This is a genomic window from Planktothrix sp. FACHB-1365, assembly GCF_014697575.1.
GTDB lineage: Bacteria > Cyanobacteriota > Cyanobacteriia > Cyanobacteriales > Microcoleaceae > Planktothrix.
Map to the genome: position 1 here is coordinate 62,669 of NZ_JACJSC010000013.1, position 21,563 is coordinate 84,231.

General features: G+C 38.4%; 18 protein-coding genes. 9 read left to right on the plus strand and 9 right to left on the minus strand.

The annotated features are described in order from the left end of the window. Window positions 1–110 precede the first annotated feature (110 nt). The 3 genes from H6G57_RS15640 to H6G57_RS15650 are packed head-to-tail and all read left to right on the plus strand — an operon-like array spanning window position 111 to window position 2,202. The gene (locus H6G57_RS15640) at window positions 111–797 is read left to right on the plus strand and encodes a hypothetical protein (RefSeq protein ID WP_190520084.1); all 687 of its coding nucleotides are present in this window, start codon (window positions 111–113) and stop codon (window positions 795–797) included. Beyond that, entirely contained in the window at window positions 794–1,414 is a 621-nt protein-coding gene (locus tag H6G57_RS15645; protein WP_190520085.1) for a hypothetical protein, read from the plus strand. The genes H6G57_RS15640 and H6G57_RS15645 overlap by 4 nt, the downstream gene beginning before the upstream one ends. A gap of 38 nt (window positions 1,415–1,452) precedes the next feature. Further along, the gene (locus H6G57_RS15650; protein ID WP_190520086.1) at window positions 1,453–2,202 is read left to right on the plus strand and encodes a hypothetical protein; all 750 of its coding nucleotides are present in this window, start codon (window positions 1,453–1,455) and stop codon (window positions 2,200–2,202) included. 64 nt (window positions 2,203–2,266) lie between these two features. Here the strand turns inward: H6G57_RS15650 and H6G57_RS15655 are convergent, their stop codons facing one another. Continuing rightward, window positions 2,267–3,106: a metal ABC transporter permease gene (locus H6G57_RS15655; protein ID WP_190520087.1), complete on the minus strand. Its 840-nt coding sequence runs from the start codon at window positions 3,104–3,106 to the stop codon at window positions 2,267–2,269. Between the two features lie 103 nt (window positions 3,107–3,209). Continuing rightward, on the minus strand, window positions 3,210–3,974 hold the full coding sequence (locus tag H6G57_RS15660; protein ID WP_242048990.1) for a metal ABC transporter ATP-binding protein: 765 nt from the start codon (window positions 3,972–3,974) through the stop codon (window positions 3,210–3,212). A 151-nt stretch (window positions 3,975–4,125) separates the two neighbouring features. Between H6G57_RS15660 and H6G57_RS15665 the strand changes: the two genes are divergently transcribed. Beyond that, window positions 4,126–5,112 carry a metal ABC transporter substrate-binding protein gene (locus H6G57_RS15665; protein ID WP_375539526.1) on the plus strand — a complete coding sequence of 329 codons (987 nt, stop codon included), beginning with the start codon at window positions 4,126–4,128 and terminating at the stop codon, window positions 5,110–5,112. A 28-nt stretch (window positions 5,113–5,140) separates the two neighbouring features. Here the strand turns inward: H6G57_RS15665 and H6G57_RS29420 are convergent, their stop codons facing one another. From H6G57_RS29420 to H6G57_RS15680, 3 genes are read right to left on the minus strand one after another with little or no spacing between them, the layout of a single operon-like run. Next, window positions 5,141–5,281: a DUF29 family protein gene (locus tag H6G57_RS29420; protein WP_309235927.1), complete on the minus strand. Its 141-nt coding sequence runs from the start codon at window positions 5,279–5,281 to the stop codon at window positions 5,141–5,143. A gap of 52 nt (window positions 5,282–5,333) precedes the next feature. Beyond that, window positions 5,334–6,989, minus strand: a complete 1,656-nt coding sequence (locus H6G57_RS15675; RefSeq protein WP_190520091.1) for a glycosyl hydrolase family 28-related protein — start codon at window positions 6,987–6,989, stop codon at window positions 5,334–5,336. Between the two features lie 25 nt (window positions 6,990–7,014). Then, entirely contained in the window at window positions 7,015–8,397 is a 1,383-nt protein-coding gene (locus H6G57_RS15680) for an aminopeptidase P family protein (RefSeq protein WP_375539529.1), read from the minus strand. Window positions 8,398–8,585: 188 nt separating this feature from the next. Here H6G57_RS15680 and H6G57_RS15685 point away from each other — a divergent pair, with 188 nt between their 5' ends. Next, complete coding sequence (locus H6G57_RS15685) at window positions 8,586–9,020, plus strand: DUF4332 domain-containing protein (protein ID WP_190520095.1); 435 nt, start codon at window positions 8,586–8,588, stop codon at window positions 9,018–9,020. 6 nt (window positions 9,021–9,026) lie between these two features. Here the strand turns inward: H6G57_RS15685 and H6G57_RS15690 are convergent, their stop codons facing one another. Beyond that, entirely contained in the window at window positions 9,027–9,635 is a 609-nt protein-coding gene (locus H6G57_RS15690) for a TetR/AcrR family transcriptional regulator (protein WP_190520097.1), read from the minus strand. 185 nt (window positions 9,636–9,820) lie between these two features. Between H6G57_RS15690 and H6G57_RS15695 the strand changes: the two genes are divergently transcribed. After that, window positions 9,821–11,401: a pitrilysin family protein gene (locus tag H6G57_RS15695; RefSeq protein WP_190520099.1), complete on the plus strand. Its 1,581-nt coding sequence runs from the start codon at window positions 9,821–9,823 to the stop codon at window positions 11,399–11,401. A gap of 130 nt (window positions 11,402–11,531) precedes the next feature. Next, entirely contained in the window at window positions 11,532–12,944 is a 1,413-nt protein-coding gene (locus H6G57_RS15700) for a pitrilysin family protein (RefSeq protein ID WP_242048992.1), read from the plus strand. 76 nt (window positions 12,945–13,020) lie between these two features. On the opposite strand, the gene H6G57_RS15705 is transcribed toward H6G57_RS15700, so the two are convergent. From H6G57_RS15705 to H6G57_RS15715, 3 genes are all read right to left on the minus strand, one after another. Then, entirely contained in the window at window positions 13,021–13,470 is a 450-nt protein-coding gene (locus H6G57_RS15705) for a type II toxin-antitoxin system VapC family toxin (protein WP_190520104.1), read from the minus strand. Between the two features lie 125 nt (window positions 13,471–13,595). Then, window positions 13,596–13,943, minus strand: a complete 348-nt coding sequence (locus H6G57_RS15710) for a hypothetical protein (protein WP_190520106.1) — start codon at window positions 13,941–13,943, stop codon at window positions 13,596–13,598. A 127-nt stretch (window positions 13,944–14,070) separates the two neighbouring features. Further along, the gene (locus H6G57_RS15715) at window positions 14,071–18,963 is read right to left on the minus strand and encodes an ATP-binding protein (protein ID WP_190520108.1); all 4,893 of its coding nucleotides are present in this window, start codon (window positions 18,961–18,963) and stop codon (window positions 14,071–14,073) included. Between the two features lie 189 nt (window positions 18,964–19,152). Here H6G57_RS15715 and miaA point away from each other — a divergent pair, with 189 nt between their 5' ends. Both miaA and H6G57_RS15725 read left to right on the plus strand, forming a co-directional pair. Continuing rightward, the gene (gene miaA, locus H6G57_RS15720) at window positions 19,153–20,064 is read left to right on the plus strand and encodes a tRNA (adenosine(37)-N6)-dimethylallyltransferase MiaA (protein ID WP_199314331.1); all 912 of its coding nucleotides are present in this window, start codon (window positions 19,153–19,155) and stop codon (window positions 20,062–20,064) included. A gap of 135 nt (window positions 20,065–20,199) precedes the next feature. Next, window positions 20,200–21,447: a bifunctional sterol desaturase/short chain dehydrogenase gene (locus H6G57_RS15725; protein ID WP_375539527.1), complete on the plus strand. Its 1,248-nt coding sequence runs from the start codon at window positions 20,200–20,202 to the stop codon at window positions 21,445–21,447. Window positions 21,448–21,563 lie beyond the last annotated feature (116 nt).

The following is a 21,563-nucleotide window of genomic DNA, read 5'->3' on the forward strand; positions in this document are numbered from 1 at the left end:
CTAAAATTTTAGAAATTCCCGTCTTTTTCCGCCCTTTTCCGTCTTTACAGATTTTATCAGAGAACTTTAGTATAGGTTAAGACTTAAAAAATGTATTTTGTCTAATATTTATGCCGTTGCCTCTTGTTCCAATCTTTATCGCTTTTGCCGTTGGCGCGGTGGTAAGCGGATCAGTTGTCTCTAACTGGGAAAATATTGCCTATTCCCTGAAGGGAAAGAAAATTGCCGTTTTAGGTACAAGGAGAGTCGGAAAAACCACCCTTTTAAAATATATGGAAAAGGGGATTTTGATTGAGCGTTATAACCAAACTCGTGACAAAAACGAGATAGAGAGAACCCGCATTAAACTCGACGATCTGGATATTCTAATCAAAAAAACTGATGATGTTTCAGGTGGTGAAAAAGCTTATGGTGTTTGGGAAAAACTTTTTAAAGAAGCTGATTTAGTTCTATATATCGTAAGAACAGATAGGTTATTAGATCAAGATTCGGTTACAGAAAAACGAAGTGAGAACGATCTAAAACACATTCGAGACTGGATTAAAGAACTAGGTACAACAGAAAGAAAGCAATTCTTTATTGTTGGAAATCATTGGAATTCTGATGCGCGATTTAAAAATCTTACTCCTGACACAATCGGTGATTATCACGATAAATTTACATCCCTTCCCATTGTACAAAAAATCACTCTGCTTGCTGGGGGAGCAGCTAAAGTTAAAGTTGCTCTGGGAAGTTTAGCAAATGAACAAGATGCAGATAATCTAATTAAAGAAATTTTCAGACAGGTAGAAAAATGAACAATCTCAATCTATTATTTTGGGTACAAAGCCTTGATAATGAATCTCCTGATGTCATTATTAAAAACAGAAAAGAATTATCTGATGATAAATTAGAACAGCAACTTGTTTTAGAAATTTACGAAATTCCCGCAAAAAAAAGAGAAATTGCACAGTATGGCCCATCGGTTACTGTCCGTCACAGCGATCCTAAATTTGTCATAGAAGTTATACCTATTGAGAAAGATGAAAGTAATCGTCTGGCTCCAATTGTTATCTATGGAGAGTTCCCAGAGGAAGGCTCATCAGACTGGGTTAATAATGTATGTAATGAGATTCAAGAAGTTGTCTCTAATCAAATTAAGAGAACATTACAAAACGGTACATTAGAATCAATTGAAAAATGGTTGAATGAGGAATTAGAAGCAAAAAAAAAGAAGGTGCAGTTTCAAATAAACCTTATCAGTTTGTCAATAAGTCTTTTCGTTCCTTTAGCCGTAAGCTGGCTGATACAGTTTCAAGGGTGGCAATTAACACCGCTACAAATTGGGGGATTAATAGGACTGAACAACCTATTGGTAATATCCCTGCAAATATTCCTAATCAACCCAAATCAGAGAAAATTAAACCTGAAATAATCCCTGATAAAACTAATAACTTAGATGAAACAAAACCGATGAATATTGATGCAGTTCCACCTAGAAAACGCAAAGCAATTTTAGTTATTTCTTCTCACGATTTAGCCCGACTAGAATATACTTCGGGTGGGAATGATTTACTTTTAAACGAGCAGGTTCATCTTTTAGTTCCTTCCGATGAAGTATCAAGTTCTTTAGAAAAAAAATTGGAAAGTCATGGACTTTTGGAAGAAGGATCTTTATTAATTCAAAATCCTTATGATTCATCAGATTATGTTGTTCTTGAGAAATCGGCTTCAACCTTTGCTTTAGCAAAATATCTTCATTTTACAACTTTATGCGGGTTACTCGGTGCACGAGAAGTTACGGTAGAACAAATCGAAGTCAAAACTTCAACAGGAAAGCAAGTTTATAAAGGTTCTCTCAATAGTTCTGGTGTTACGGGAAATCTTGAAGCACAGAGTAAAACCTTTGAACAAATACGAAATCAACTAAAAATTCGGAGTACATTTCCAGGGGGAAATCCAAATATAGAAAAAGCTCAAGCTCATCTAAATAAATATCAACTATTAAGCGATCATTCTATGACAAGTTTAATTGAGCAAAGATCAGGTAGTAATCCTCTACAAAGTCGAGAATTAACTTTAAGCCTCAGTGAGGAATTTAAGAAAAATTTTAAAGCAATTGCTGATATTAAGGTTCCAGTTTATCTTGATTTACAAGCTCAAATTGAACAACTTAAAAAAGAAGTTTATGAGTTTACCTTGACGGTTAAAGTAGAGTTTTAGTAACATTTATTAAATATAAAAGTTAATAAACTGTTAGATGGTGCGTGCGCTGTGCTTACGCACCCTACTTTTGTTTTATTTTTAATAATCCTTGGGTGGGACTGAATAAAAAGGCTAATACAAATAACCCAAATGTTACTAATACAATAGCAGGGCCAGAAGGTAGATTATAAAAGTAACTTAAGTACATTCCGCTAATACTGGAAATGACTCCAATAATCACACCGAATATCATCACGAGATGGAGACGTTCTACCAATAAATAAGCTGTCGCTGCGGGAGTAATTAATAAAGAGAGAACTAAGATGACTCCAACCGCTTTTAAACTGGCAACAATGGTTAAAGCAATTAATCCCATTAATCCTAAATTGAGCAGGTTAACGGGTAAACCTGTGGCTTCCGCGCCCAAGGGATCGAAGGTATAAAACAGCAGTTCTTTGTAGATTAAGGTAACAACTGCTAGAATAATAATAGCAATAATAAAGGTATCTCGGACATCATCTCTTGTTACTCCTAGAATATTACCAAATAAAAAATGATTAAGGTCAATTTTATTGTCTTTTTGAACTAACGTAATTAAGGTTATTCCCAAGGCAAAAAACGCTGAAAATACGATTCCCATCGCCGCATCTTCTTTAATACGGGAATAGGTTCTAATAATATTCATACAAATTGTACTCAAAATTCCGGCAATAAACGCCCCGACAAAAATATTAGCATTAAGGATAAAAGCGATCGCTAATCCCGGTAAAACGGAATGGCTAATAGCATCTCCTAATAAGGCTAATCGCTGCACCATTAAATAGCTACCGACAACAGCGCAAATAATTCCGACTAAAATAGCAATCGTCAGCGATCGCTGCATAAAACTATATTGTAAAGGTTCAATTAACAAATTGATCATGTGATTTCAACTCAAAAAATTGTAGGGTGCGTAAGCACAGCGCACGCACCAAATTTTATAAAACATTTATAGCGCGTAGCACGATAAAACCGGGAACGAGAGGTTAAGCCACTTTTTCCGCAAAGAAAAATACCCTACCCCCATAGGCTTGTTGTAAATAATCTTCTTTTAAAACCTGTTGACGATTGCCCGTCGCAATTATTTCTTGATTCAACAAGATTAAATCATCAAAATTAACAATAGATTCCCCTAAATCATGATTAATCACAATCACAATTTTACCTGATGCTGCTAACTCTCGAAATAAACTAAAAATTATGGCTTCTGTTTTTTGATCAATGCCAACAAATGGTTCATCAAAACAAAAAATTTCCGCTTCCTGCGCCAAAGATCTCGCTAAAAAAACACGCTGTTGTTGACCCCCCGACAGTTGACCAATGGGGCGATTTTTATATTCAACCATTCCCACCCGTTCTAACGCCTGAGTTGCAATGCGACGACTCACCCCAGAAAACGGACGCAACCACCCGGTTTTCCGCACTCTCCCCATCATCACAATATCCCAAACCGTCGCCGGATAGTCCCAATCAATTTGCGATCGCTGGGGGACATAAGCCACCCGTTGGCGTTGCTGACTCAGGGGTTTTCCGCCATACACCACCGAACCCGTCCCCATCGGAACTAAACCCAACATGGCCTTCATCAAGGTACTTTTTCCTGCGCCGTTAGGGCCAATAATGCCCGTTAGTCGTCCGGGTTGAATATCCAAACTGATATCTCGCAGTGCTTCCACCCCCCGATAGTTGACGCTGAGGTGATGGACAGTGAGAGACTGATGCAGAGGATGGGGGAATTTTAGAGTGTTCATAGCCGTTTGATCCATTGTTATCTGTATTTTATGGAGTGGTTTCCCCATTGACTTCCTGATCACGGAAGAATTTGAGGGGCTACTTTAGGAGGATTATTCTTCTAGTCTACTGCAAAAATGAAATAATTATGAAATAATTAATGAAAAAATTATGAAAACGGCTTACAGAATCATGAAAATCAGTGATCTAAACCCTCTATCGATGGGATTTTGGAGTATTTTACTGACAATAATCTTAAGTGGATTAAGTAGTTGTACTCAATCAATAACGGAAAATTCTGTGAATGGAGATCAACCGAAAGTCGTATCAACCAGTACCATTATTGCGGATTTAACAGAACAAATTGGCGGGGATGAAATTGACCATCAAGGAATTTTACAACCCGGTGTAGATCCCCATGTTTATGAACCTGTACCCCAAGATAGTATTGCTTTAGAAAAAGCAGATTTAATTCTTTATAATGGCTATAATTTAGAACCCGGATTAATTAAATTAATGAAAGCCGCATCTACCTCTGGAAAAAAAGTGGCAGTGGGAGAAGTGATTAAACCCTTAGATTTTCAATATCGAGGACAAACCCAACCCGATCCTCACGTTTGGGGAACCGCTAAAAACGCTATTTTAATGGTGAATAAAATTAGAGATGAGTTAATTGCTTTATCCCCTGAAGATGCAGCTATTTTTAATAAAAACGCCACCCAACTCACTCAGGAGTTAACACAGTTAGATCGTTGGATTCAACAGCAAATAGCAACCATTCCTCCTCAAAATCGCAAATTAGTCACAACCCATGATGCGTTTCAATATTATGCTCACGCCTATGGCTTAGAGGTAATTGGAACCTTAATTGGGATTAGTACAGAAGAACAACCGAGCGCAAAAACTGTTAAAAATTTATCCGATTCAATTCAAAAAACAGGAGTTCCAGCTATTTTTGCAGAAACCACCATTAACCCTAAATTAATTACAACCGTTGCGGAAGAATCAGGCGTTAAATTAGCACCAGAGCAATTATATTCTGATTCGATTGGTTCTCCAGGAAGTGAGGGAGATACTTATGTTAAAATGTTAGTTAAGAATACAAAAACAATTGTTGAAGCATTAGGAGGAAAATATACCCCTTTTAATCCTAATTAACTTGATACAATGCTATAAGGGTTTTCTATTAGGGGTCAGGCCAAAAGTCAGAACTCATGATTTGTTCTACAGAAAAAGGACAAACTTCAGGAAACTGTTCATCGGGTAAATCCGTTTCAGCGATCGCTAAATTCCTCGCTTCTGACCAGCTTTCATTCAGAGGATTAATATTTTGTTGATCTTAGATTAACATATTAGATTTAGACAATTGAATTGAGGAGTTAGCGAAGTGGGGAACACGGTTGAACGTTAAAACCAGCATTATTATTAACTTCAATCGAACAAGAATAATCTAATTTTCCGCTTTGGCTTCCTTGGTTTCCTGAGATTTCATTCCCCTGACCCCCTAAACTGCCTTTAGCAATAATACTTCCTGAAACTTGATTATTAATAATTTTAACCTGATTCATCCTATAAGGTTGATTATTGGTGTCTGCCATTACAAAAATATCAGAATTTATAATTTGATTATTTTCAATTGTGGCATTATTGATGTCTTGAACCTTATAAAGTCCAATATAAGCATTGCCGCGATTATTTTTAATCATAACATTTTTAACCGTTGTTCCACCACAACATTCTTGAATTAAAATCCCTTCTCCATCTACACTTAAATAGTTGGTTTCTCCGATTTTATGGCGATAAACTTGATAATCATTTCCTTCAATTAAAACATTCCATCCTGACCAGTCAATGGCTCGATTTTCTAAGGTCACTGCACCCGTCGCTTCTCGTGTTCCTGTGGGGTCTGCCCACCATTGTTTATTGGGTTCATCTTTAATTTCATTATCTTGAATTATTAACCCATCTCCAGCCGCATGAATAGCAACTCGCATGGTATGGTAAACCCAATTATCTCGAATCACAATTCCTTTGCGAAAAAGTCCAGGTTCAGTGGTGGGAGTTCCGGCTAATTGAAACCCGTCTTTTTTTCCCCCTCGGTTAACTGAAATTCCATAATGGTTAGTATAATTGAAAGGAACTTTATTGCCTTGTTCATAGGTGATAATTTTCTTTTTATCTTTTGACTGTAAGCGATATCCGGGTTGTTCATAATTATCAGTAATTTTATCATTAATTCGGTTGTTAGCCACTAACACATTTTCATAGACAGTGAGTTCAATATTAGCAGCAAAGCGATGACTATAACGTTGCCAAGGGTTCTGAAATTCAAGATTTGGAACTTTTGGATCGGGTTTAGCGACGTTATTACTACGAATTCCAAATATAATAATATTACTACTTTTAGTCTGATCTAAATCCCCAACCAAGTTAATCGCACCTCGATTAATATCTAGGTTAACAATACCAATATTACTATCTTGATTTGGGGTTTGGGTTTGAATACTTTTAAAGGCGGTTTCGTTAGGAGTTCCGTTTCCTGAAAGCCGGGGTTTATATTCAGGAAAGACTAATTTTGTTGGAGGATTATACTCATTTAATTTTGCCGATTTAATTTTAGGTGTTTCTCCGCGAATCACAACATTAGATTTAAGTTTGATACTATCATCAAAAATATAGGTTCCTGATGGAAAATAAACAACCCCTCCTCCATTATTTGCAGCCGCATCTCTAGCAGCATTGAACTGTTCTACTACTGTTGAACCGGGAAAATCTTTAATATTATAAACACAATTCCATTGAATTTTATTTGTCCAAGAATAGGAATTATTTCCATAAAAAGAGGCAATTGCATTATCTGTTTCTCCCCCACTAGGGCTTCCACAGCTAGACAAACTAGGGGAGGAAGATAATATTGAAGACTGATCTGGCAATAATAGGGTTGTAAACGCATAACCTACTACGGTAAATCCGATGAAAATGATCGTTCCTAAAAAGAAGATCATAAACCGTTTAACTCGTTGTTGTTTAAGCATAATTTTACAAAATGAGATAACAAGATTACTGTTGAATTAATGCTTCTATCTCTTCCATAGAGGTTGGTAAATTTTTCGTTAAAATTTCTGTTCCTTTTTCTGTTACTAATATATCATCTTCGATTCTAATTCCTCGCACATCAGCAAATTGTTCTAACCGTTCCCAATTTACTTGTTTTTGATATTTTTTCCGATTTTTAGGATCATTTAAAATAGCCGGAACTTGATAAAATCCGGGTTCTATTGTGACTAACATTCCGGGCTTTAGGGGACGATTTAACCGCAAAAAACACCAGCCAAACCGTTGACTTCTGACCCGTCCGGGTTCATATCCGGCTAAATCTCCTAAATCTTCCATGTCATGAACATCTAACCCTAATAAATGCCCAATTCCATGAGGAAAAAATAAGGTGTGAGCATCCTGTTCTACTAAGTCTTCTGGACTTCCGTTTAAGATTCCTAATTCTACTAATCCTTCCGCGATAACCATTGCTGCAATTCGATGAATATCTTCATATTCTATACCCGGCATAATAGAATCAATACAAGTATCATGAGCCTTTAAAACTACTTGATAAATATCTCGTTGAGTTGAAGAAAAGGTTCCCGAAACAGGCCAAGTTCTGGTAATATCCGCAGCCCATCCCATCTCGGTTTCTGCCCCCACATCCGCTAATAATAAATCTCCAGGCTTTAGAGGATGATGATAGTGATTATTGTGTAAAACTTCTCCGTATACCGTCACAATACTATTATAAGAACAGGTCATATTATGACTCATAATTACTCCTTCCATTGCTGCCCGAATTTCTGCTTCTAATTCAGCCGTTTTTGTTGCTTTCATTCCGGCTTTATGGGCTTCTACACTGACTTCTGCGGCTTGGCGTAATTCCTTTAATGCGGCTTCATCATGGGTTAAACGTAACGTAATAATCGCGTTTGTTAATTCTAAATCTATTCCTTCTGGTGTACTTGCGGATACAAGAGGACAGTTCAAACGTTGACGTTGTTCTGTGGCGGTGATGGGATTTTGTACCACAATTGTAGCAGCGTCTTGAAGATAATTGGATAACTCCTTTAAGGAATAATGAGCATCTGCACCGATGAGTTCTGCTATTTGATTTCGTTGAGGCATTTCTCCATGCCAAAGGGTACTCCCTTCTGGAGGATCATCCATAAATAATTCTAAGCGACCTTGATCTAACCGAATGACTGCATTTTCTAAGGGAAATCCAGCAAAATATAAGAAATGGCTACTGGCGCGAAATGAATAAATGTTAGCGGGGAAATTTCGAGAAACTGCACGACCTGACCACAAAACTGCTGGAAAATCTATTAAATAACTGAGTTTTTTACGTCGTTGACGGAGGGTATCAATCAGTAATGGGGAAGGAGTAAATAACATAATTAAATTAAGAGCAAAATCATTTTAGTTTATTTTAATCTAAAATCCTAGATAAGTGTGAAATTAATCTCAAGGAAAGAATGAATTCAGTGAGATGGTAAAACCCTGTGCTCCATTTTTAGAGAAAATCAGTTTAAAATAAAATAGGTTTTTCTCTCTACCCTAAACTTGAAACGAACAGAATTCAATCTATGGCATCTTTTAAACCAAACGCTCATAACCTCATTCAAGCTGTTGATTGGCCGATTTCTCAACTTCCGGGCTTGAATTCGGATAATCAAACCCGATTAAACCATTATGGCATTAAAACCACCTGTCAACTATTAAAAAAAGGCAAAACCCCAGCCGATAAAATGCTTTTAGCGAATTTTCTTCAGATTAATATTAGAGATATAAACAAGTGGATTGCAATGGCGGACTTAGCTAGAATTCCGAGTGTTGGCTGTCAATATTGCGGACTATTGCTTCATTCTGGTGTCAGTTCAGTCAGCCATTTAGCCCAGTTACCCGTTCACCGTTTACATCAACAAATCTTACGTTTTTATGTTGCTAATTTACAGCGAAGAGATTTATGTCCGTCTGTTGATCAAATTCAACAATGGGTGCAACAAGCCAAATTTTTATAGCTTTTTTTAGTCTTTTGCTGATACCCCATTCAGAAAAATATCAGCTAATCCTTCTGCCATTTCTTTCATCGCTTGGGGAGACGCATTAGGTTCTAGGAAGGTACTATAACTAAATCCAGCAACAGCAAACATTCCTAAAAAAACTTGAGCAACTATTCTAGGATTCATGGGTCGATAAACCCCTTTTTGCATTGCTGTTTCAAAAAACGCTTCAGTTACATTGGTCATTTTAGCAATAATTTCTGATTGAATGCGATCGCGTAATTCAGGATGAAATTGAGCTTCTAAAAAGCAAATTCGCATCATATCAGCATTTTCATGCAGGTTTATGATGCGTCGATGCAACAATTGTGCTATGGCTTTATAGTTTCCCACTGCACTTAATTCTGTTAACAAATCGGTTAAAATTTCGACCCATCCTTCGGTAACAATGGCGATTAAAATAGCTTTTTTATTAGCAAAATGTCGAAATAATGTCCCTTCGGCAACCCCTGCGGCGATGGCTAAATCACGAGTCGTGGTACTATCATACCCCTGATGGGCAAATAGCCGTCGTGCAGCCTGTAAAATCTGCGTTTCTAATGGCGATGATATGGAATGATTTAAATGTGGCATAACCTTCTGATCATACGCGGCTGTAGTCTTAGCCTATCATCCGTTCCCAAAGACCGACCTTGAACGATATAACTCTTCATAGTTTAACATCAGGCTCAGGTTATAATCCAATATGATCATGCTTTAAGATAGATTCGGCAATCATTGCTTCTGCCCTTCTTGTCAAATTACATTGATAAAAATCTATGTCTTTGGGTTATTTTTTCACAGGGAAACCAAGAACAAAGAAATGCTCCTTTCTAGGACAACGTTTGTTTTCTCTAGTTTTAAGCATTTGTTTATTTTGGGTGATGGGATTTCAAACGGTTTGGGCTGATGAAATTTTACCCTCAACCCATTCTATTCAACCTTATTTAAAACGAGTTGCCCGAGAAATTACTGAATTTACGCTCGATAATGGCATGAGATTTATCGTTTTAGAACGTCATCGTGCACCTGTGGTTTCTTTTTTAATTTATGCTGATGTTGGCGGCGTTAATGAACCTGATGGACAAACAGGAGTCGCCCATTATTTAGAGCATTTAGCGTTTAAAGGAACTCAAAAAATTGGCACAACTAACTATGAGGCGGAAAAACCGCTATTTGAAAAGCAGGATCAAATTTTTGAACAAATTAAACAAGCCAAGGCAGAAGGAAACACTGCAAAACTTAAGCAATTAATGGATGAGTTAGAAAAATTAAGCGCAGAAGCAAATCAATATGTAAAACAAAATGAGTTTGGCAGAATTGTAGAACAAGCGGGAGGTGTAGGCATGAATGCCATGACTTCCAGCGAGGCAACCTTTTATTTTTATAGCCTTCCTGCTAACAAGTTAGAACTGTGGATGTCTTTAGAATCAGAACGATTTTTAGAACCTGTTTTCAGAGAATTTTATAAAGAAAAACAGGTGATTTTAGAAGAACGTCGCTTGCGAACCGAAAATTCTCCAGTTGGTCAAATGATTGAAGAATTTTCAGCCACCGCTTTTAAAGTTCATCCCTACCGCCGCCCCGTTATTGGATATGTGGAAGACTTAGAAAATTTAACCCGTAAAAATGTTAAAGATTTCTTTGAAACTTACTATGTTCCCAATAATTTAACAGTTGTTATTGTAGGAGATGTTAATCCTGATGAGGTCAAACGTTTCGCTGAAATTTATTTTGGTCGTTACAGTGCTAAACCCAAACCCCCTCAATTAAATATTGTTGAACCGCCTCAAACCGCAGCCCGTGAAATTACGTTAACGTTAAAAACTCAACCTTGGTATTTTGAAGGATACCCAATTCCAGCTTTAAATGATCCTGATTCTGTGATTTATGATCTGATTTCTAGTCTCCTCAGTGATGGTCGAACCTCTCGTTTGTATAAATCTTTAGTAGAAGAACAAAAAATTGCCTTAACTGCCCAGGGATCAAATGGATATCCGGGGAATAAATACCCTAATTTAATGTTCTTTTATGCGATGCCAGCACCGGGTCATACTGTTGATGAAGTGGCGACAGCATTACGTCGAGAAATTGAACGTTTCAAAACTGAATTGGTTTCAGAAACTGAATTAGAACGGGTTAAAACTCAAGCTAAAGCGGGTTTATTGAGATCCTTAGATTCTAATATGGGTATGGCATTTGCCTTAGCTGAGTATGAGGTTAAAACGGGATCTTGGGTCAATTTATTTGAAGAGTTAGAAAAAATTGATGCCGTTACTGCCCAGGATATTCAGCGAGTAGCCCAAACTATGTTTCGTCCTGAAAATCGTACCATTGGACGGTTATTATCGGACGAATAAGAGGTAAAATTTCAGGATTTTATTCGTTCTTTTTTCAATGTCATTCAACTTTTGATTAACTATGTTGACTTTCAATATTTTCAGCACGAAAAAATCTAAATTATTGTGGGTAGGATTACTATTGCTCACAATGGTTGTTACTATTTTTTGGCATATTCCTGCCATTGCAGCCACACCCAAACATTACACAGATTTAACGTTTCCCCCCTTACCTGAACTTCAACTTCCCGACTATGAGCGCTATCAATTAGACAATGGAATTACGGTTTATTTAATCGAAGATCATGAACTTCCTTTAGTTGGAGGAACTGCTATATTTCGGACTGGAGATCGATTTGAACCTGCGGATAAAGTGGGTTTAGCAAGTATAACCGCAGAGGTGATGCGAAATGGGGGAACCTCTCAACATCCCGGCGATCAATTCAATCAAATTTTAGAAGACAAAGCCGCTTATATCGAAGCTGGAATTTATACAACATCCGGTCGCATTGGCTTTGGAGGATTGAGCGAAGATTTACCAACTGTGTTTGGATTATTGGCTGATTTAATTCGCAATCCTACCTTTCCCCAAGATAAATTAGACTTAGCAAAAACTCAAGTAAAAGGTGGGATTGCTCGTCGGAATGATGAACCTGAAGAAATTGCGGGGAGAGAGTTAGTTAAACTCATTTATGGTGCAGATAGTCCCTATGCAAGAACCATAGAATATTCCACATTAAACCAAATCAATCGTGAGGATTTAGTTGATTTTTATCAACAATATTTTCATCCTGAAACGATGATTTTGGGAGTAGTGGGGGATTTTGATCGAGCAAAAATGAAAGCATTGATTGCTGAAAAGTTAGGAGATTGGAAACCGTCTCAAAAAGCTGTGATTCCTCCCCTTCCGTCCGTTTCTCAAGTTAATTCGGGGGGAGTTTTCTTTGTTGATCAACCTCAACTTACTCAAAGTTATGTGGAAATGGGGCATTTAGGGGGGTTATTAAATGATCCGAATTATCCCGAATTAAGCGTTATGAATAATGTAATTGATGGGTTTGGTGGTCGATTATTTAATAATGTGCGATCGCGCCAAGGATTAGCTTATTCTGTTTATGGAGCTTGGGGTATAAGTTATGATTATCCAGGGATTTTTAACGCAGGTGGACAAACTCGTTCTGAAGCAACAGTTCCCTTTATTCAAGGAGTAAAAGCTGAACTTGAACGATTACAAAAAGAACCCATTAAGCCTGAAGAATTAGCTTATGCGAAAGAATCAACATTGAATTCTTTTATTTTCAATTTTGAAGATCCGGGTCAAACTTTGTCGCGTTTAATGCAATATGAATATTATGGCTATCCCAAGGATTTTATCTTTGATTATCAACGTCAAGTGGAAGCAACAACGATTGAAGATGTTCAAAGAGTTGCTCAACAATATCTCAAACCCGAAAATTTAGTGATTTTAGTCGTTGGAAATCAAAGGGCGATTAATCCTCCTTTAAGCAGTTTAGATCAACAATCAAACGTTACGACTATTGATGTGACGATTCCTGGGAGTTAATATCAGGGTGGGTAAAACCCACCTTATTCTCCTATAGGTTAAAACCTGAACTTTCTTTCATCTAAAATTCCTTTTCTTACTGATATAGAATTGAGGGGTCTGTCCAATCTTCAATGACTAAACCAGGAATTAAGGAAAAATCTTTTTTATTAGCCGTTACCATAATCCCATTAACAGAAAGAGTAATTGCAGCGATTCGCAAATCTTTTTGAAGCTTTTTTTTGTTAAGTTCCCTATTTTCATGAATTAATTTTTCATAAATCTTGGAAGCAGTTTCATCAAAATTAAGTATACTTACTGCTTTGAAGAAGTCTAACGTTATCGAGAGTTTAGTGTACAGTCTAACTAAATCTTTAGATTCTGAAGTATTATTAATTTTGCAAACCCATCCATTAAAAATTTCCTGAACTGTAACAACCGTAATGGCTATGTCGTTAGGCGAAATTTCAGCTAACTTAGACTTAATTGTATTGTTTCCTTCCAGTAATGCAGAAACTTGATTCGTATCCAGTATCCAAATTGCCATTAGTTATATTATTCTAAATTTTTATATACCTAAGCGATGGTTTTACGATTATCATTATCAATATTAATAGCACCCTTTATAATTTTACTATTAGTATTAATTCTTTCCTCATATATCATATCAACCTAATAATTATCGATATCATCATATCGTTCAATTCTAAGGCTTTTAGCAATCTCAGCAAAATCAGAATCATCCTGAAAAACACCTGCAAATTTCAACCAAGGATTTTCCGATTCTTGAGTAGATATTTCTTCAATTTCAAAAGGAATAATTTCTAGTTTATCATAATAAGTATACAACAAGGTTTTTAAATTTTCTAAGGCTTCTTCCTGCGTTGAAGCTTCAACGTGCAAGTTAGGAAGTTCTATAAAAGAGGCGCGTATTTGCGTTGCATTTGAACGATCAAGCAAAATATGAAATTTTACAGGAAGCGACTGAGATAATTTTAGAGACGGAAGATTAAGAGTCATGGCATTGCTAGTGATAATTTTTTAATTGAATTATAGCATTTTTTTGCCTTTTTAACGGACTTAAAATTATTAGAGGGGATGAAATTCAAGGTTTCTCTAATTCCATCCCCTCTAATAATCCTGTTTTTTAGATGTCTAAATCCGTCAAATTCAAGCGGGGAGCATGGGTTTCAATAAACTCCCGACGAGGAGCTACGCGATCGCCCATTAACACAGTAAAAATCCGATCCGCTTCCGCCGCATCTTCAATTTCAACCTGTTTAATCATGCGAGTATCGGGGTTCATGGTGGTTGTCCAAAGTTGTTCTGGCATCATTTCCCCTAACCCTTTAAACCGTTGAATATTGTAGTTAGCATTGGCGGGTAAACTTCCCAAATACTCCTGCAATTCTCGCTCATTGTAACAGTATTGATGGTTCCGTCCCCGTTCCACTTTATACAACGGAGGACAGGCAATATAAATATAGCCTTGATCCACTAATTCCCGTTGATAACGATAGAAAAAGGTGAGCAATAAAGTACGGATATGGGCTCCATCAACGTCCGCGTCAGTATTATGACAACAAAGTCCTCCGCTTCCACAAACGAAGTTTTCATCCCCCTCAACCGAGAAGTCATAAACATAGTCTCCAACTAATTCAATTTCCTCGGCAGCAATGACTTTTAATCCCATTAAATCTTCACTAATGGGTAAATAATCCATCGGTTTCTGCATCGGAAGTTGGAGATAGGCATTGAGTTTTTCTGCCCCTAAATGACGTTGCCAAATTAACCGACAAGTTTCTAGTTGTTGTTTGCCACAAAGGGTGAGGGTGTAATAGGAATGACGGGTTTGGATGGAAGCTGTTTCATGACATTGAGGTTGATGTTCACTGGTACTCACAATTAACCCCAATTGTCCGAATAAATACAGTAATCCTTCTTTTAAGGAATGGGAATTGGTTGTCCAAGAAATATTCGCCCCACTGGTCGTACCATCCCCTAAGAAATACCCCTCTAAAAAGGCAAGCTGCAACGGTTCAGTGACAGAGAAAACAAGATCGGGAATGGGTTTTTCATGGGCTTTTTTCCCTAATCCCCATGCTTGTAAAAGTCGGGCAGCCATCACACTATTAAAATAGAGTTTAATGCCTTGACTTTCGGGATCATCATAACGGCGTGGCGTTTCTCCAAAAACCGCTTGAATTGCCGTGATTAATTCAGGGATAAACCGTTCATCTTTTGTGCCTAAATTCAGGCTAACTTGATGTTTAGATAAGGTTCCTTCTGCCACATACCAACCCAAAAACCACATTAATTCGGATGTAATGGGTAAATAGCGATTAAAGGCTTTATTCTGGTGCGCTTGAGGAACAATTTTCAGGTTATCCCCCAACTGAATTAACTCACTGGGTGTGAAATATTCAAAGGGTTTGTAATTACTAACTTCGCGCCAACGAGCATTTTTACTGCTGTCATCTTGAGTTAGGAGTTGATCAATTTTAGAAGGAAGGGTTTGGTAAACAACATTTTCATTCCCTCCAATGGCTTCTAAATAATCTAAGAAGTTAGCCAAAATCGGCCGATTAATCCCCCGTTCCCAGTGACTAATGGTAATCGCTTGTTTAACTCCGATGGCATTCGCTAACTGCTGTTGAGTTATGCCTAATGATTGACGTTGAGCAATTAACTCTTGCCATGCGTTAGCCTCTAATTCCACCCGTGCTTCACTTAATAATTCGGGTTTTTCAACTTTCGCTAAAATCCGGCGACTGGCAATTTTACGAACATCTTCTCCTTGCAAATATAACGATTGAGTTACACCCGCTTCATAGAAAGTACGGAGTAAATCAATGGGAGTTTGAGGTTCCGTTGAACGGGGTAAACGACGACTGGCAACTAACCAATCTCCAGGTTTAACTTCATTACCTTTTTTAAGTTTTACTTCCCCATTTTCATAAACAAAAACGCTATGAGAAGATGTCACTTTAATTTGACGATTATAGCGAGTTTTCAGTTGATACATGGGTTCTTCATGTCCATGACGAATCACTGCTTTAATCGGACGGAAACGAGTGGCATGAGTAACGGGATCAAAGGCAATCACTTGATAGCGTTCTGGGGTGCGTTTTCCGGCAATACATTCATCAATAAATGTGCCAATTTCTACGAATTCTGTTTTGCCACTATCCTCCATCACCAGCGTCGGTTCGTTTCCAGCAACGCTCATAATGATGACTTTATGATACCGCAATTGAGAGGCATCGAATTCTTCTCCTTTAATTCCTAATCCCAAGGCAGTAATTAAGGATTGAATTTCATTATTTTTGTAGATTTTGGCATCATCGGTTTTCTCAATATTGAGGATTTTTCCGCGTAAAGGAAGAATGGCTTGAGTACGGCGATCGCGTCCTTGTTTGGCACTATTATGCACAAAAATACCCGCCGATAACGCGAAGTTATGGCTATGGGGAACTTCAATATCATAAACATCATGGCGTTCTTCTAACCATTCAATAGAAACGACCCGATGGTTATAGTTCCGAATTGCCATTCGGGTTGCGACTTCATCGCCATCAAAATAGCGATCGCAAAACGTTTTAAAGGTCAAGATACTGTTATCTTTTTGACGTTTGCGATAATTTTCGTACTTGTCAACGTCCATATACCCATAATGGGAATAGACTTTATATAGCGCAGCAAGTGTTTTGGCATAATAGGTTTCATCTAACGCTTTACGCCGTTTTTTACGAAACTCTCGTGTCCACTGTTCCTTGGTTTTTTCCCGTCGCCATTCCAAGAGATTTTCATCTTCCCATTGTTTTTTCGATGCTTCAGAATAAGCTTGTCGAAGTTCAGGATTATCCGCAAAATATTGTCGCACTCGTTCTGCTTGTTTCAGGCGGTTTTCTTCATGACTCCAATATTCTTGTTGCGCCTGATATAACATTTCATTATTTTCTTGGCGATACTCCTCATTACTTTCATAAAATTCTCGCCATTTCTCTGCCATATAAGCTTTATATTGCTCATCTTCCCATTGGGCTTTAGCCTGTTCTGACAGAATTTGTCGGGTTTCAGGCTGCATCATCCGTTGCTTCATAAATTCTCGGAATTCTTCACTTTGATGCACCTGGCGACTTTTCTCAATCACATCAGGACGATGTAAGGTTTTGTCCAAATGGGCGCGATGTAAAGCCAAATGGTCTTGGGCCGGTAAGCGTTGAATATTGGTGGGATTATTGTTGCGTTTATTAAAATCAACATGGTGACGATGATTCCCTTCAGACGCTTGATAAACCCCCTGTTTTAAGTTATAAAAATCCGCTAATAAATGGGTATAAATCCATTTATCATAACCAGGGTTCCAAACCATTTCATAACCGTTTAATCCTCCATCTATTCCTTTCTGAGAAATTTTGCGATGAAATGGCATCAAGGAATCATCAGGGGTTAATTCTGCTGCGGCTTTATAACTACCATCCCTTAACATAAAGGGGTGATCGGTCGTACAAATCAGGGTTTCTCCATTATCTAAAGTTAATTTCACGACTTGGGCATCTTTTTTGGTTAGTCGTGCATTAATAATCCGTTCAATGGCAATATTGCCACTTTGATTAATGGTGTAGCAAAAATGCTCTTTCCCCTCAGCTTGTTCATCAACAATCTCTTTGATAGTTTTTTCTGAACCATCAGCGAGTGATATATAAGTAAAACTAAACCAACAACCGCCGGCGCTGTCGCCTTCGACTAAGAAAATCTCCGATTCTTGGGGATCTCGGCTGCTACAGTCCGCTAATTTACCGGGTAAAGGAGAGGATTCTAAGACCGATTTTCGACGCACTAAATCCCGTGCTCGTCGAGCAGCTTCTGCGGCTTTAAAGGCTTGGATGGCCTTTTCAATCACCGCATCGGCAATTCCTGGATTAAATTCCAAATACTCGGTTAACGCTTCCCCCACCAAGGAGTCAACAATTCCCCGAACTTCTGGATTTCCTAATCGAGTTTTTGTTTGTCCTTCAAATTCAGGATCGGGAACTTTCGCGGAAATGACGGCCGTTAACCCTTCTCTAATATTTTCCCCGCCTAAATTAGCTTCTCCTTCTTTGAGTTTATTCCGTTTGCGGGCGATGGTATTTAAAGTCCGAGTTAAAACAGTTTTTAACCCTTCTAAGTGGGTGCCTCCATCAATGGTTCTAATATTATTAGCAAAGCCTAAAATTGTATCACTATAGGCATCGGTACACCACTGCAAAGCGACTTCAATTTGAACATTACTCCGTTCTCCCGAAATATAAATAATATCTTCATGGAGGGGTTGTTTATCGTTGTTCATGTAGGCGATATACTCCCTTATCCCGCCTTCATAACAGTAGGTTTCTATCCGAGGAGTTTCTCGTTTTAACAGTTCTAAACGATTATCGGTGAGAGTGACTTTAACTCCTGCGTTTAAGTAGGCAAGTTCTCGTAAACGCGAAGCAATCGTATCACAATCAAACTCAATGCCACTGGTAAAAATTACAGTATCGGGGAAAAAGCGCAAGGAGGTTCCCGTTCTGTTTTCTTTGATGGGTTTTGAGGTGAGTTCCGTCACGGGAGTTCCCCGTTCAAAGCGTTGGCGATATTCTTTTTTATCCCGAAAAACCGTAACTTCTACCCATTCCGATAAAGCGTTAACAACAGAAACCCCCACACCATGCAAACCCCCAGAAACTTTATAACCACCACCGCCAAATTTTCCTCCGGCGTGCAGAACGGTTAACACAGTTTCTAAAGCAGACTTTCCGGTTTTAGAATGGGTATCAACGGGGATACCCCGACCATCATCGGTAACGGTGACAGAACCATCGGCGTTGAAATCAATTTCGATGTGGGTGCAATAGCCAGCCAGCGCTTCATCGATCGCGTTGTCTACAACCTCGTATACTAAATGGTGGAGTCCTCGCGGCCCGGTGGAACCAATGTACATTCCAGGGCGTTTGCGAACGGCTTCCAAACCTTCAAGAACTTGAATTTGGTCGGCGCTGTAATTGCTGGTCATTTGATCACGACTCCAGTATTGATAAAGTAAAAACGTCTCTTATGGCGTTCTTACAGTAAAATGACAAAACTTTCAAAAATTGTAGCACAAATAGGTTGGAGAGGATTGTAGAGCATTCTCAAAAGAAATTTGGACAGGGGATGTACCCAATAGACTCAGTTCGGAGTGAGGCGTTGAATAGGAGGAGAGTTGACTATTTCTACAATATCACAGCCACCTCGGTTAATTGTAATCTGCGGTGCGACGGCGACGGGGAAATCAGGATTAGCACTCCAGTTGGCGGAACGTTTGGGGTCTGTGATTTTGAGCGCGGATTCTCGGTTGGTGTATCGAGAGTTTGATATTGGTACGGCTAAACCGACGCGGGAAGAACGTCAGCGTGTTCCCCATTATTTGATTGATATTTGTGAACCGACGCAGACTTTAACCGTAGCAGATTATCAGGATCACGCTCAACATTTGATTGGGAATGCTCCTGAATCTCCGCCTTTATTGTTAGTTGGTGGGACAGGATTATATATTAAATCTATTGTGCGGGGAATGAAAATTCCTAGGGTTGCACCTCAGCTTGAATTGCGATCGCAACTTGAGGCATTAGGTCAATTTCAATGTTATCAAATCTTACAACAAATTGATCCGATGGCAGCACAAAAAATTCACGCTAATGATCAAGTGAGAACTTTACGAGCTTTAGAAGTTTATTATATTACAGGTCGCCCCATTTCTGAACAACAAGGGGAAAATCCCCCCGATTATCCGATTTTACAAATTGGTTTACACTGTGAACCGGAAGCATTAACTTCTCGAATTCAACGGCGAACGGAAGAGATGATTGAAAAAGGATTTGTGCAAGAAGTTGAACAGTTATGTCAGAAATATGGGACAGAATTATCTTTATTAGAAACTTTGGGCTATCAGGAAATTAAACAATATTTAGGCGGGGATATTTCTTTAGAAACCGCCAAAGAATTAACGGTATTACATACCCGACAATTTGCCAAACGACAAAGAACTTGGTTTCGAGCAATTTCTGAAATTCAATGGTTTGATGTAGATAGTTCTCAGGTATTAGATGAGATTTTAAAAAGTCTGATTGTATAAAAATAAAAGGGAGATTTCCTCAATGTTTGTGAATCTTATCTTCTAATTGTGTAAAACTCCCCATTGAGTTCATAAAGGTCTATAATACCAGAGATAAAAATTAATCAATAGAGGTGTGTGCGATTGGATATACTAATGGTTTGGATGGAAAATTTTGCTTGGGGAGTAGGTTCTATCTTAGGTGCGGAACTGGTACGAGATATTTACCATACCCTGGCTCATGTTTTTACGCCGTTATATCGTTTGCATAATTGGCATCATCGGGTATTTCGTCCCGATTTAACCCCAGTCAGTGAAGACATTTATCGCCAAGCCCATTGGTATAATGACGTTCCTGAAGCCAGCGTCATGTTAAGCTTTACGTTAATTTTACTGGCGATCGCCCATATTTACAGCCCTGAACAACAAGGATTTGCCCTTCTGGGTTGTATTTATACCTTCGGTTTTTTATTATCAGCAATTGCTAGAGGAATGGGAATTCCAAATGCGGATAAACTCACCGATTTAACCCATCTTCCCGGTGAATTTTCTAGTCCACCTGCACCCTGGATGGTGAATCGAACTTACCATTGGCGGCATCATTTTGATAATCAAAACGCTTATTTTTGTGGAACCTTTACGGTATTAGATAAGATCATGGGAACGGCACTTTCATTAAAAGGAAAAACCGTTGCAGTCACCGGAGCATCAGGAACCCTCGGACAAGCACTTCTGTTCCATTTACACTTAAAAGGTGCAAAAATTTTGGCGTTGACTTCCAGTGAACAAACCCTAAACTTAACGGTTGAAGGAGAAACAATTCCCATCAAAACTGTTACTTGGAAAGTCGGACAAGAACAACAATTAGCCGAGTTATTGCCAAAAGTTGATATCTTAATTTTAAATCATGGGATTAATGTTCACGGTCTGAGAACCGAAGAAGCAATCTCTCAATCCTATGAAGTCAATACATTTTCCTGTTGGCGACTGTTAGAATTATTTCTGAGTACCGTTCGCACCAACGCCGATATCGCCAAAAAAGAAGTTTGGGTCAATACCTCCGAAGCCGAAGTGGGGCCAGCCTTAAGTCCCCTTTACGAACTCAGCAAGCGGACGTTAGGGGATTTAATCACTCTCCGTCGTTTAGATGCACCCTGCGTCATTCGTAAATTGATTTTAGGGCCATTTAAGAGCAATTTAAACCCTATTGGTGTCCTATCTCCTGACTGGGTGGCTCAACAAATTCTTAAACTTGCCCAAGCCGATGTCCGCGATATAATTGTAACTATCAATCCTCTGACATTTCTTGCCTTTCCCATTAAAGAATTCTGGGTATCTGCTTACTTCAAACTGTTCAGTCGTAAATCTGCTGATCTAACCACTACTGCTCTCAAGCGCAATTAGAAGCCTAGGGAGTTCAGGAGTTGGTACTGGGGTGGGGGGCGAGAGGTTGATGGTTAAAATTAGGAGAATTGTTTTCTCACTCCTCCTAATTTTTCAGGGTTAATTCTGCCTGTCTA